The 13823-nt window shown below is 39.7% G+C and carries 13 protein-coding genes, 1 pseudogene and 1 other annotated feature; of the genes and pseudogenes, 13 read left to right on the top strand and 1 reads right to left on the bottom strand.

Annotated elements, in window-relative coordinates; genetic code table 11:
• The first annotated feature begins 12 nt into the window (after positions 1 to 12).
• The 13 genes from DXN33_RS01035 to DXN33_RS01095 all read left to right on the top strand — a co-directional run bounded on the left by DXN33_RS01035 (position 13) and on the right by DXN33_RS01095 (position 13362).
• The gene (locus DXN33_RS01035) at positions 13 to 1056 is read left to right on the top strand and encodes a D-alanine--D-alanine ligase (RefSeq protein WP_115904063.1); all 1044 of its coding nucleotides are present in this window, start codon (positions 13 to 15) and stop codon (positions 1054 to 1056) included.
• An 84-nt stretch (positions 1057 to 1140) separates the two neighbouring features.
• Positions 1141 to 2511: a UDP-N-acetylmuramoyl-tripeptide--D-alanyl-D-alanine ligase gene (murF, locus tag DXN33_RS01040; protein WP_115904065.1), complete on the top strand. Its 1371-nt coding sequence runs from the start codon at positions 1141 to 1143 to the stop codon at positions 2509 to 2511.
• Positions 2501 to 3112 carry an NUDIX hydrolase gene (locus tag DXN33_RS01045; protein WP_115904067.1) on the top strand — a complete coding sequence of 204 codons (612 nt, stop codon included), beginning with the start codon at positions 2501 to 2503 and terminating at the stop codon, positions 3110 to 3112. The genes murF and DXN33_RS01045 overlap by 11 nt, the downstream gene beginning before the upstream one ends.
• Before the next feature lie 90 nt (positions 3113 to 3202).
• Positions 3203 to 3907 carry a TIGR02206 family membrane protein gene (locus tag DXN33_RS01050; RefSeq protein ID WP_115904069.1) on the top strand — a complete coding sequence of 235 codons (705 nt, stop codon included), beginning with the start codon at positions 3203 to 3205 and terminating at the stop codon, positions 3905 to 3907.
• Positions 3908 to 4120: 213 nt separating this feature from the next.
• Entirely contained in the window at positions 4121 to 5500 is a 1380-nt protein-coding gene (gene ftsA, locus DXN33_RS01055) for a cell division protein FtsA (protein WP_033688313.1), read from the top strand.
• 17 nt (positions 5501 to 5517) lie between these two features.
• Positions 5518 to 6774, top strand: coding sequence for a cell division protein FtsZ (gene ftsZ, locus DXN33_RS01060; RefSeq protein ID WP_000144257.1), 1257 nt, complete (start codon positions 5518 to 5520; stop codon positions 6772 to 6774).
• Between the two features lie 4 nt (positions 6775 to 6778).
• Positions 6779 to 7450 (top strand): YggS family pyridoxal phosphate-dependent enzyme, encoded by a 672-nt coding sequence (locus DXN33_RS01065; protein WP_049551588.1) that lies wholly within the window; start codon positions 6779 to 6781, stop codon positions 7448 to 7450.
• A 9-nt stretch (positions 7451 to 7459) separates the two neighbouring features.
• Positions 7460 to 7993, top strand: coding sequence for a cell division protein SepF (locus tag DXN33_RS01070; protein ID WP_049502426.1), 534 nt, complete (start codon positions 7460 to 7462; stop codon positions 7991 to 7993).
• On the top strand, positions 7993 to 8256 hold the full coding sequence (locus DXN33_RS01075) for a YggT family protein (RefSeq protein WP_000576496.1): 264 nt from the start codon (positions 7993 to 7995) through the stop codon (positions 8254 to 8256). The genes DXN33_RS01070 and DXN33_RS01075 overlap by 1 nt, the downstream gene beginning before the upstream one ends.
• A complete protein-coding gene (locus DXN33_RS01080; RefSeq protein WP_115904071.1) occupies positions 8253 to 9038 on the top strand; it encodes an RNA-binding protein in 786 nt (261 codons plus the stop codon). The genes DXN33_RS01075 and DXN33_RS01080 overlap by 4 nt, the downstream gene beginning before the upstream one ends.
• Positions 9039 to 9046: 8 nt before the next feature.
• Entirely contained in the window at positions 9047 to 9832 is a 786-nt protein-coding gene (locus DXN33_RS01085; RefSeq protein ID WP_042750728.1) for a DivIVA domain-containing protein, read from the top strand.
• Positions 9833 to 10044, top strand: a binding site (T-box leader).
• Between the two features lie 45 nt (positions 10045 to 10089).
• Entirely contained in the window at positions 10090 to 12882 is a 2793-nt protein-coding gene (gene ileS / locus DXN33_RS01090; protein WP_115904072.1) for an isoleucine--tRNA ligase, read from the top strand.
• A gap of 111 nt (positions 12883 to 12993) precedes the next feature.
• Complete coding sequence (locus tag DXN33_RS01095) at positions 12994 to 13362, top strand: hypothetical protein (protein WP_115904074.1); 369 nt, start codon at positions 12994 to 12996, stop codon at positions 13360 to 13362.
• A 78-nt stretch (positions 13363 to 13440) separates the two neighbouring features.
• Here the strand turns inward: DXN33_RS01095 and DXN33_RS01100 are convergent.
• A pseudogene (locus DXN33_RS01100) lies at positions 13441 to 13622 on the bottom strand (transposase); the annotation flags it as partial.
• Between the last annotated feature and the right edge of the window lie 201 nt (positions 13623 to 13823).

Raw genomic sequence — 13823 nt, forward strand, 5'->3', positions numbered from 1 at the left:
GGAACAAGTAATATGAAACAAACGATTATTCTTTTATACGGTGGGCGTAGTGCAGAGCGTGAAGTCTCTGTTCTTTCAGCTGAAAGTGTCATGCGTGCGGTCAACTACGATCGTTTTACAGTCAAGACTTTTTTCATCAGCCAGTCAGGTGACTTTATTAAAACGCAAGAATTTAGCCAGACTCCAGGTCAAGAGGATCGTCTTATGACCAATGAAACCATTGATTGGGATAAGCAAGTTGCACCAAGTGCTATCTACGAAGAGGGAGCAGTGGTCTTTCCAGTCCTTCACGGTCCGATGGGAGAAGATGGCTCAGTTCAAGGATTCTTGGAAGTTTTGAAAATGCCTTATGTTGGTTGCAACATCTTGTCATCTAGTCTTGCCATGGATAAAATCACGACCAAGCGTGTCTTAGAATCTGTCGGGATTGCTCAAGTTCCTTATGTGGCCATTGTCGAAGGCGATGATGTGACTGCTAAAATTGCCGAAGTTGAAGAAAAATTGACTTACCCAGTCTTCACAAAACCATCAAACATGGGTTCAAGTGTCGGTATTTCTAAGTCTGAAAATCAAGAGGAACTCCGTCAAGCTTTGAAACTTGCCTTCCAATATGACAGCCGTGTCTTGGTAGAGCAAGGGGTAAATGCTCGTGAAATCGAGGTTGGTCTCTTGGGCAACTACGATGTCAAGAGTACGCTACCAGGAGAAGTAGTCAAGGATGTTGCCTTTTATGACTACGATGCCAAATATATTGACAATAAGATTACCATGGATATCCCAGCTAAAATCAGTGATGATGTGGTAGCTGTCATGCGTCAGAATGCAGAAACAGCCTTCCGTGCCATTGGTGGCCTCGGTCTCTCTCGTTGCGATTTCTTCTATACAGACAAGGGAGAGATTTTCCTAAACGAGCTTAATACCATGCCAGGTTTTACCCAGTGGTCTATGTACCCACTACTTTGGGACAATATGGGAATCAGCTATCCAGACTTAATCGAGCGATTGGTTGATCTTGCCAAGGAAAGTTTTGACAAGCGCGAAGCGCATTTGCTATAAAAATGAAAGAGAGGGTAGAAGCCAGAACCATCACTGCAAGGTGACTAGAGTTCTCGAGTTTCGACCCTTTTTAAAGGAGTAGAAATGAAATTAACAATTCATGAAGTGGCTCAAGTTGTAGGAGCTAAAAATGATATCAGCCTCTTTGAGGACACCCAGTTAGAAAAAGCTGAGTTTGATAGTCGTTTGATTGCTGCAGGGGATTTGTTTGTGCCCCTCAAAGGTGCTCGTGACGGTCATGACTTTATCGAAATAGCCTTTGAAAATGGTGCCGCAGTAACCTTGTCTGAGAAAGAAATCGCAAATCATCCCTACATTTTAGTAGCTGATGTTTTGACGGCCTTTCAAACCCTAGCTGCCTACTATCTTGAAAAAACAGGAGTTGATGTCTTTGCTATTACAGGTTCAAATGGCAAGACAACGACCAAGGATATGTTAGCGCACTTGCTATCAACAACCTACAAAACTTACAAAACACAAGGCAACTACAATAACGAGATTGGCCTTCCTTACACAGTTCTCCATATGCCTGAGGGGACAGAAAAGTTGGTCTTGGAGATGGGGCAGGATCACTTGGGAGATATTCATCTCTTGTCTGAATTGGCCCATCCAAAAACAGCTATTGTGACCTTGGTTGGAGAGGCTCATTTAGCCTTTTTCAAAGACCGTTCGGAAATTGCCAAAGGAAAAATGCAAATTGCAGACGGGATGGCACCTGATTCCTTACTTTTAGCACCAGCTGACACTATTGTAGAGGACTACTTGCCAACTGATAAAAAGGTAGTCCGTTTTGGTCAAGGAGCAGAGTTGGAAATTACCGACCTGGTAGAACGTAAGGATAGCTTGACCTTTAAGGCCAATTTCTTGAACCAAGCCCTTGATTTGCCAGTAACTGGCAAGTACAATGCCACCAATGCTATGATTGCATCCTATGTTGCCCTGCAAGAAGGAGTTTCAGAGGAGCAAATCCGTTTGGCCTTCCAAAATCTTGAATTGACGCGTAATCGTACCGAGTGGAAGAAAGCAGCCAATGGAGCAGATATCTTGTCAGATGTTTACAATGCCAATCCGACTGCTATGAAATTGATTTTAGAGACTTTCTCTGCCATTCCAGCCAATGAAGGTGGCAAGAAAATTGCAGTTTTGGCGGATATGAAGGAACTGGGCGACCAGTCTATTCAGCTTCATAATCAGATGATCTTGAGCCTTTCGCCAGATGTGCTTGATACCGTTATTTTCTATGGAGAAGACATTGCTGAATTAGCCCAATTGGCCAGTCAAATGTTCCCAATCGGCCACGTTTACTACTTCAAGAAAACAGAAGACCAAGACCAATTTGAAGACCTAGTTAAGCAGGTCAAGGAAAGTCTAGGAGCTAATGACCAAATCTTGCTCAAAGGCTCTAACTCTATGAACCTAGCCAAGTTGGTAGAAAGTATAGAAAATGAATGCTAGTGATTTTGCCAAGTATCTTCAAAGAATGATTGCCCTTACAGATACTGGATTAACCTTTACAAAAGATCCTTTCGACCGTGAGCGCTACGAAGACTTGCGAAGTCTGTTATCTGAAATGTTGAATCAGGTATCAGACCTTGATGCAGACGAAGTGGTAGAACTCTTGAAACCGACCTCCGCTTATGCGACTCCTTTAATGGACGTCCGTGCTTGGATAGTTGAGGATGAAAAAATTTGTCTGGTTAGGGGACAAGGAGAGAATGATTGGGCTTTGCCAGGTGGCTTTGGTGAAGTCGGCTATTCTCCAACAGAAAATATTCTCAAGGAAATTGAAGAAGAAACCGGTTTTGAAGCTAAAGTAGAAAGACTACTAGCTGTTTTTGATACAAATCGTTTCCAACTACAGAGCAAGCAATATGCAAAGTTTGTTTTTGAATGTAAGCTTCTTGATGGACAATTCCAAGAAAATCAAGAAATTGCTGACCTTCAATTTTTTGCCATTGACCAACTGCCAGCCTTATCTGAAAAACGCATTACCAAGGAGCAAATAGAGATTCTTTGGCAGGTTTATCAAGGTCAGAGGGAGCAATATCTTGATTAAGAAGATGATTATCGTATTTCTAAATCCATTTTTGACAAATAGCATGGTATAATAAAATGCAGGAAAATTTTGAATCATGAGGAAGACTAGATGAATTTATGGGATATTTTCTTTACGACCCAAGCAACAGAACCACCCAAATTTGACCTTTTTTGGTATGTCAGTATATTTACACTTTTAGCCTTAACTTTTTATACAGCCTATCGCTATCGTGAAAAGAAGGCTTACCAACGATTTTTCCAGAGTTTACAGGCAGTTCAGTTAATCCTCCTTTATGGTTGGTACTGGATCAATCATATGCCGCTATCAGAAAGTTTACCTTTTTACCATTGCCGTATGGCTATGTTTGTGGTGCTTTTGCTTCCTGGTCAGTCTAAATATAGGCAGTATTTTGCATTACTAGGAACATTTGGGACATTAGCAGCCTTTGTTTATCCAGTTCCAGATGCCTATCCTTTCCCGCATATTGCGATTTTATCCTTTATCTTTGGCCACTTAGCTCTCTTGGGGAACTCTCTAGTTTATCTATTGAGACAATATAACGCGCGATTGCTGGATGTGAAGGGAATTTTTCTCATGACCTTTGCACTAAATGCCTTGATTTTTGTGGTCAATTTAGTAACTGGTGGAGATTACGGATTCTTGACAAAACCGCCATTGGTTGGAGATCACGGCTTAGTAGCTAATTATTTAATCGTTTCTCTGGCCCTGTCAGCAGCGATTACGTTGACAAAGAAAATCTTGGAACTATTTTTAGAACAAGAAGCAGAAAAAATGATTGCAAAGAAAGCTTAAAATCAAGCTTTCTTTTTTCATAAATCTAATTTTTTATAACTTGTTTGGAAAATACAAAAATATGATGAGCGAATGTAAAAAAATGGTAAGTAAATTTAGGAAAAACTAAGCACGATTGGATTTTTTGTGTTATAATATTCTGTGAATAGCTATGCCCTGTTTTAGCTATATTGAATAGAAGTTTGAAACTTGGAAGAGAGAGGATGCGATGTAATGGCTAGAGATGGTTTTTTTACAGGCTTAGATATCGGAACCAATTCGATTAAGGTGTTGGTTGCCGAGCTTAGAAATGGTGAACTAAATGTAATTGGTGTAAGTAATGCCAAGAGTAAAGGTGTAAAGGATGGGATTATCGTTGATATTGAAGCAGCAGCAACTGCTATCAAGTCAGCTATTTCCCAAGCAGAAGAGAAAGCTGGCATTTCAATCAAATCAGTGAATGTTGGTTTGCCTGGAAATCTTTTGCAAGTAGAACCAACTCAAGGAATGATTCCAGTTACATCTGATACAAAAGAAATTACAGATCAAGATGTTGAAAATGTTGTTAAATCAGCCTTGACAAAGAGTATGACACCAGATCGTGAAGTCATTACTTTTATTCCTGAAGAATTTATCGTAGATGGCTTCCAAGGTATTCGTGACCCGCGTGGGATGATGGGTGTTCGTCTTGAAATGCGTGGTTTACTTTATACAGGTCCACGTACTATTCTTCACAATTTACGCAAGACAGTTGAGCGCTCAGGTGTTCAGGTTGAAAATATTATTATTTCACCATTGGCTTTGGTTCGTTCAGTCTTGAATGAAGGAGAGCGTGAATTTGGAGCTACGGTGATTGATATGGGAGCAGGTCAAACAACTGTTGCTACAATCCGTAACCAAGAACTCCAGTTTACAAATATTCTTCAAGAAGGTGGAGATTATGTCACAAAAGATATCTCTAAAGTCTTGAAGACTTCACAAAAACTAGCTGAAGGATTGAAATTGAACTATGGTGAAGCCTACCCTTCACTTGCAAGCAATGAAACCTTCCAAGTTGAAGTGATTGGTGAAGTAGAGCCTGTAGAAGTTACAGAAAGCTACCTAGCAGAGATTATTTCAGCTCGCATTAAACACATTTTTGAACAAATCAAACAAGAGTTGGAAAGAAGACATTTGTTGGATCTTCCAGGTGGGATTGTTCTGATTGGTGGAAATGCTATTTTACCAGGTATTGTAGAACTTGCACAGGAAGTATTTGGCGTTGGTGTCAAACTTTACGTTCCAAATCAAGTTGGAATCCGTAATCCTGCCTTCGCTCATGTGATTAGCTTGTCTGAATTTGCTGGTCAATTGACTGAGGTGCATTTATTAGCGCAACGAGCAGTCAAGGGTGAAGATACTTTGCGTCACCAACCAATTAATTTTGGTGGGATGATTCAACGCGTTACGCAGGTAGCACAACCGACCCCTATTCAACCAGTTCAAAATACTGAGGTAGAGCAGTCAGCTTCTACGAACGTAGTTGCTCCGAAAGAAGATAAAGTATCTTCTCAAAATAAACCAAAAATCGCAGATCGTTTCCGTGGCTTAATCGGAAGCATGTTTGATGAATAAAAGAGGAAAAATAAACTATGACATTTTCATTTGATACAGCAGCAGCTCAAGGTGCAGTTATTAAAGTAATCGGTGTTGGTGGAGGTGGCGGTAACGCCATTAACCGCATGGTTGACGAAGGTGTTGCAGGCGTAGAATTTATCGCAGCAAACACAGATGTACAAGCTTTGAGTAGTACAAAAGCTGAGACTGTAATTCAGTTAGGCCCTAAATTGACTCGTGGTTTGGGTGCTGGCGGTCGACCTGAAGTTGGTCAAAAGGCAGCTGAAGAAAGCGAAGAAGCTTTGACTCAAGCTATTACTGGAGCAGATATGGTCTTCATTACTGCAGGTATGGGAGGTGGCTCTGGTACTGGTGCAGCTCCTGTTATTGCCCGCATTGCTAAAGACTTAGGTGCGCTTACAGTTGGTGTTGTGACACGTCCTTTCGGTTTCGAAGGAAGCAAACGTGGTCAGTACGCTGTAGAAGGAATCAATCAACTTCGTGAGCATGTAGATACTTTATTGATTATTTCAAACAACAACTTACTTGAAATTGTTGATAAGAAAACTCCACTTCTTGAAGCTCTTAGCGAAGCAGATAACGTGCTTCGCCAAGGTGTTCAAGGAATTACGGACTTGATTACAAATCCTGGTTTGATTAACCTTGACTTTGCCGATGTAAAAACAGTTATGGCAAATAAAGGGAACGCCTTAATGGGTATCGGTATCGGTAGTGGTGAAGAACGTGTGGTAGAAGCAGCTCGTAAGGCAATCTACTCACCACTTCTTGAAACAACTATTGATGGTGCTGAGGATGTTATCGTCAACGTTACTGGTGGTCTTGATTTAACCTTGATTGAGGCAGAAGAAGCTTCAGAGATTGTCAACCAAGCAGCGGGTCAAGGAGTGAACATTTGGCTCGGAACATCTATCGATGAAAACATGAAAGATGAAATTCGTGTTACAGTTGTGGCAACTGGTGTTCGTCAAGATCGTGTGGAAAAAGTTGTGGGCCATGCACCAAGACAAGTTGTCCGTCATGAACAAGCAAGTCCTAGTCATGCACACAATCATAATCGTCAGTTTGATATGGCTGAAACTGCAGAAATTCCAAGTCCAGCACCTCGCCGTACAGAAACTTCTCAATCTTCAGCATTTGGTGATTGGGACTTGCGTCGTGAGACAATTGTTCGACCAACTGATTCAGTTGTATCACCAGTTGAACGTTTCGAAGCACCATCTTTACACGATGAGGATGAATTAGACACTCCTCCATTTTTCAAAAATCGTTAAGTAAATGAATTTGAAAGAAAATACAGAACGTGTTTTTCAACAAATAAAAGATGCAAGTCAGCAGTCAGGAAGAGAAACCAATTCTGTTTCGGTTGTTGCTGTTACAAAATATGTAGACGTACCGACAGCGGAGGCTTTGCTTCCGCTAGGTGTGCATCATATTGGTGAAAATCGTGTGGATAAATTTCTTGAGAAATATGAAGCTTTAAAAGATAGAAATATTACCTGGCATTTGATTGGAACCTTGCAAAGACGCAAGGTCAAAGACGTCATTCAGTATGTTGATTATTTCCACGCTTTGGATTCATTAAAGCTAGCAGAGGAAATTCAAAAAAGAAGTGACCGAGTTGTTAAGTGTTTCTTACAAGTAAATATCTCAAGGGAAGAGAGCAAACATGGTTTTTCAAGGGAAGAACTATTAGAGTTCTTGCCGGAATTAGCAACCTTAGATAAAATCGAATATGTCGGCTTGATGACCATGGCTCCTTTTGAAGCTAGTAGTGATGAGTTGAAAGAAATTTTTAAAGCTACGCAGGATTTGCAACTAGAAATTAGAGAAAAACAAATTCCCAATATGCCAATGACGGACTTGAGTATGGGTATGAGTCGCGACTACAAGGAAGCGATTGAATTTGGCTCAACATTTGTCAGAATTGGTACAGCATTTTTTAAATAGGAAAGAAATATGTCTTTAAAAGATAGATTTGATAAATTTATAGATTATTTTACAGAAGATGGAGAAGATGTTGGTACTGCATACCAGCCTAAAGCTGAAGAGCCGATTGTGACTCCAGTCCCTTCTGTTCAAGAGTTGCCTCAACAAGCTGCTAGTACGCCATCTAAAGATAAAAACATCACTCGTCTTCATGCCCGTCAACAAGAGTTAGCTATGCAAAGTCAACGTTCTACTGATAAGGTGACAATTGATGTTCGTTATCCACGTAAATACGAAGATGCCACAGATATTGTTGATTTATTAGCTGGTAACGAAAGTATTTTGATTGATTTCCAATATATGACAGAAGTTCAAGCACGTCGTTGTTTGGACTATCTGGATGGGGCGCGCCACGTTTTAGCTGGTAACATGAAAAAGGTAGCATCTACTATGTACCTGCTGACACCAGTTGATGTTGTCGTCAATATTGAAGATATCAAAATTCCAGATGAATCACAAAATGGTGAATTTGGCTTTGATATGAAACGTACGAGAGTAAGATAATGATCTTTCTCATTCGTTTTGTTCAAAATGCAGTGGATATCTATTCACTGATTTTAATCGTGTTTGCTCTGATGTCTTGGTTTCCCAATGCTTATGAATCACGTCTTGGACGCTTGATTATTAGTTTAGTGAAACCGATAGTAGCTCCCTTGCAACGTTTACCCCTCCAGATTGCAGGTCTTGATTTGTCTGTCTGGATTGCGGTATTACTAGTTCACTTCTTAGGGGAACAGTTGATTCGACTTTTAGTGATCTTTCTATGAACAAGATGATTTATCAACACTTTTCTAAGAATGATTCGTCTTTTATTGATAAGGGAGTAGAATGGATAAAAAAGGTAGAAGATTCCTATTCTCCTTTTTTAACACACTTTGTAAATCCCCATCAAGAAAAGATTTTAAAGGTGCTAGCATCAACCAACGGCATCTCCTACATGAGCAGTCGGCAGTTTCTTGAAACTGAATATGTACGGGTTCTCCTGTATCCTGATTATTTTGAGCCAGAATTCTCTGATTTTGAACTTTCCTTGCAAGAAATTGTCTATCCTAATAAGTTTGAGCGGTTAACACATGCAAAAATATTAGGAACTGTTTTAAACAAGCTAGGAATTGATAGGAAGCTATTTGGTGATATCTTAGTCAACGAAGAGAGAGCACAGATTATCATTAATCGACAGTTTACTCTCCTTTTTCAAGACGGCATTACGAAAATTGCTCGGTTACCGGTTCGTCTAGAAGAACGGGATTTTACTGAGAGAATTGCTACAGTAGAAGATTATCAAGAATTAGATATTTGTATTGCTAGTTCTAGATTAGATGGTTTTCTAGCAGGTGTCTTAAAGCTGTCTAGAAATCAAGCAAGTCAGTTAATTGAAAAACAGGCAGTCCAAGTTAATTACCATTTAGTTGAAAAATCAGATTATGCAGTTCAAGTTGGTGATTTGATTAGTGTGAGGAAATTTGGTCGATTGAAACTTGTTAGAGATAATGGGCAAACAAAAAAAGATAAAAAGAAATTAACGGTCCAATTATTATTAAGTAAGTGAGGAATAATATGCCAATTACATCGTTAGAAATCAAAGATAAAACCTTTGGTACAAGATTTAGAGGTTTTGATCCAGAAGAAGTTGAAGAATTTCTTGAAATCGTTGTTCGTGATTATGAAGATTTAGTTCGAAGCAATCATGATAAAGAGTTGCATATCAAGAGCTTGGAAGAACGTTTGTCTTACTTTGATGAGATGAAAGATTCTTTGAGTCAATCAGTATTGATTGCTCAAGATACGGCAGAGCGTGTGAAACAAGCTGCTCAAGATCGTTCTAATAATATTATCCAACAGGCAGAGCAAGATGCCCAACGTTTGCTTGAAGAAGCAAAATATAAGGCTAATGAGATCTTGCGTCAAGCTACTGATAATGCTAAGAAAGTTGCTGTTGAGACTGAAGAATTGAAGAACAAAAGCCGTGTCTTCCACCAACGTCTCAAATCTACAATTGAGAGTCAGTTAGCAATTGTTGAATCATCAGATTGGGAAGATATTCTGCGCCCAACAGCTACCTATCTTCAGACAAGTGATGAAGCATTTAAAGAAGTTGTTGGTGAAGTTCTTGGTGAATCGGTATATTCACAACCAGAAGAAGAACCAATCGATATGACTCGTCAATTTACACCTGAAGAAATGGCTGAGTTACAAGCTCGAATTGAGGCTGGTAATAGAGAATTAGCTGAATTTGAAGCTCAACAAGATCATTATGTAGAAGAACATTTAGAGCCAGTTGAAGTCGAAGGCCCTTCATCGAATGAGGAAGATACAAATAAAGAATCTGTCCTAATCTTATAATGAATAGTGATATGTGAGAACAATATTTTATCCTTATATTTCCAGCGAGCAGGAGATGGTGTGAGTCCTGCATTCCCTAATGATAAGATTATCCTCTCAAAAACTCAAGTCTGAAGTTAGTAGGATTTGACGTTTCCCACGTTACGGGATAAGAGGGAGAAAGACTAAATCTTTTTCCGAATAAAGGTGGTACCACGATTTTCGTCCTTTTTGGCAGTCGTGGTTTTTAATTTGTTATTATTTATAAAGGAGATACCATGAAACTCAAAGATACCCTTAACCTTGGGAAAACAGCTTTCCCAATGCGTGCAGGACTTCCTACCAAAGAGCCAGTTTGGCAAAAGGAATGGGAAGATGCAAAACTTTACCAACGTCGTCAAGAATTGAACCAAGGAAAACCTCATTTCACCTTGCATGATGGCCCTCCATACGCGAACGGAAATATCCACGTTGGACACGCTATGAACAAGATTTCAAAAGATATCATTGTTCGTTCAAAATCAATGTCAGGATTTTATGCTCCTTATATTCCAGGTTGGGATACTCATGGTCTGCCAATCGAGCAAGTTTTGGCAAAACAAGGTGTCAAACGTAAAGAAATGGACTTGGTTGAGTACTTGAAACTTTGCCGTGAATACGCTCTTTCTCAAGTAGATAAACAACGTGAAGACTTTAAACGTTTGGGTGTTTCTGGTGACTGGGAAAATCCATATGTGACTTTGACTCCTGACTATGAGGCAGCCCAAATCCGTGTATTTGGGGAAATGGCAAACAAAGGTTACATCTATCGTGGTGCCAAGCCAGTTTATTGGTCTTGGTCATCCGAGTCGGCCCTTGCTGAAGCGGAGATTGAATACCATGACTTAGTTTCAACTTCTCTTTACTATGCCAACAAGGTAAAAGATGGCAAAGGTGTTCTAGATACAGATACTTATATCGTAGTCTGGACAACAACTCCATTTACCATCACAGCTTCTCGTGGTTTGACTGTTGGTGCAGATATTGATTATGTTTTGGTTCAACCTGCTGGTGAAGCTCGTAAGTTTGTGGTTGCTGCAGAATTATTGACTAGCTTGTCTGAGAAATTTGGTTGGGCTGATGTTCAAGTGTTGGCAACATACCGTGGTCAAGAATTGAACCACATCGTAACAGAACATCCATGGGATATAGCTGTAGATGAATTGGTTATCCTTGGTGACCACGTTACAACTGACTCTGGTACTGGTATTGTCCATACAGCCCCTGGTTTTGGTGAGGACGACTACAATGTTGGTATTGCTAATGATCTTGAAGTCGCAGTGACTGTTGACGAACGTGGTATCATGATGAAGAATGCTGGTCCTGAGTTTGAAGGTCAATTCTATGAAAAGGTAGTTCCAACTGTTATCGAGAAACTTGGTAACCTCCTTCTTGCCCAAGAAGAAATCTCTCACTCATACCCATTTGACTGGCGTACCAAGAAACCAATCATTTGGCGTGCAGTTCCACAATGGTTTGCCTCAGTTTCTAAATTCCGTCAAGAAATCTTGGACGAAATTGAAAAAGTGAAGTTCCACTCAGAATGGGGTAAAGTCCGTCTTTACAATATGATCCGTGACCGTGGCGACTGGGTTATCTCTCGTCAGCGTGCTTGGGGTGTTCCACTACCAATCTTCTACGCTGAAGATGGTACACCTATCATGACTGCTGAAACCATTGAACACGTGGCTCAACTCTTTGAAGTACATGGTTCAAGCATTTGGTGGGAACGTGATGCCAAAGACCTCTTGCCAGAAGGATTTACACATCCAGGTTCTCCAAATGGTGAGTTCAAAAAAGAAACAGATATTATGGATGTATGGTTTGACTCAGGTTCATCATGGAATGGTGTTTTGGTAAATCGTCCAAATCTGACTTATCCAGCTGACCTTTACCTAGAAGGTTCTGACCAATACCGTGGTTGGTTCAACTCATCACTCATTACATCTGTTGCCAACCATGGCGTAGCACCTTACAAACAAATCTTGTCACAAGGTTTTACCCTTGATGGTAAAGGTGAGAAGATGTCTAAATCTCTTGGAAATACTATTTTGCCTAGCGATGTTGAGAAACAATTTGGCGCTGAAATTCTTCGTCTTTGGGTAACAAGTGTAGATACTAGCAATGACGTTCGTATCTCAATGGATATCCTTAGCCAAGTATCGGAATCTTACCGTAAGATTCGTAACACCCTTCGTTTCTTGATTGCTAACACATCTGACTTTAACCCAACTCAAGACGCAGTAGCTTATGAAGAACTACGTTCAGTTGATAAGTACATGACGATTCGCTTTAACCAGCTTGTTAAGACCATTCGTGATGCCTATGCCAACTTTGAATTCTTGACAATCTACAAGGCCTTGGTGAACTTTATCAACGTTGATTTGTCAGCCTTCTACCTTGATTTTGCTAAAGATGTTGTTTACATCGAAGGTGCCAAATCATTGGAACGCCGTCAAATGCAGACTGTTTTCTATGACATTCTTGTGAAAATCACCAAACTCTTGACCCCAATCCTTCCTCACACAGCAGAGGAAATCTGGTCATATCTTGAGTTTGAAGCTGAAGACTTCGTTCAATTATCAGAATTGCCAGAAGCAGAGTCATTTGCTAACCAAGAAGAAATCTTGGATACATGGGCAGCCTTCATGGACTTCCGTGGACAAGCTCAAAAAGCCTTGGAAGAAGCTCGTAATGCCAAAGTTATCGGTAAATCACTTGAAGCACACTTGACAGTTTATCCAAACGAAGTTGTGAAAACCCTACTCGAAGCAGTAAACAGCAATGTGGCTCAACTTTTGATCGTGTCAGACTTGACCATCGCAGAAGGACCAGCTCCAGAAGCTGCTGTTAGCTTTGAAGATGTAGCCTTCACTGTTGAACGCGCTGCAGGCCAAGTATGTGACCGTTGCCGTCGTATCGACCCAACAACAGAAGAACGCAGCTACCACGCAGTCATCTGTGACCACTGTGCAAGCATTGTAGAAGAAAACTTTGCGGAAGCAGTCGCAGAAGGATTTGAAGAGAAATAATCGAATGATAGATTGAAAATGTTTTCTGTGTGTGTATTTTAGTTTGATATAAAAGAAAATATTAAACAAAATTAATGTATAATATTAATTTTTAATGAAAAGGAAGTATTGATGAAAAAGAAAACACTTGCTCAATTAGATGGTATCATTGGTTTAGTTGCAGGAACTATTCTAGCCATTTTGCCAATTATTATAATTATGATTGCCTCTATATTTGATAATGAAGAAGTTGTTGGTGTCATCTTAGGAATTGTTTTTATTATTTTTAGTTTAGTAAAAATTGGAATTTTAATTCTAGGTATTCTCTCACTAATATACTATAAAGATGATAATAGAATTTCAATTGCACCCTCAGTCTTATTAATTGTTGGTTCTGCACTTGCATTGGTTCCATTCTTAGGATGGATAGGGGGAATCGTCATTATTGTTGGTGCTTCATTATTTTTAGGAAGCCTCAAAAAATTTAAAGTTGAACTATAAATAGAGTTTTTGTCAAGTAGAGTAAATGGAGAAACTCTAAAATTGGTTCTTTGTCAGCAGTAGTGGATTAAAGAAAAGCTAAGATAGAGAAAGGACAAATTTCGTCCTTTCTTTTTTGATGTTCAGAGCGATAAAAATCGTTTTTTGAAGTTTTCAAAGTTTCGAAAACCAAAGGCATTTCGTTCGATAAGTTTGATGAGATTATTGGTCGCTTCTGATTTGGAGTTAGAATAGGGTAATTGAAGGGCGTTGACGATTTTTCAATGATTTCATGATTGATGAAAGTTACTATTTTAGTTTTAAGAATTGTGGCTATTGTGTATTTCAAGGACGATGAGCTTGTGACTCCTGCACCGTCTGTATTGTTTATCGTAGGTAGTTCTGTTGGATTGATCCCATTCGTGGACTAGATAGGAGAAATTATGACAATTATTGGCAATTCCTATACTTTGAAATTTTGA

The organism is Streptococcus sp. NM, from assembly GCF_003390135.1.
GTDB lineage: Bacteria > Bacillota > Bacilli > Lactobacillales > Streptococcaceae > Streptococcus.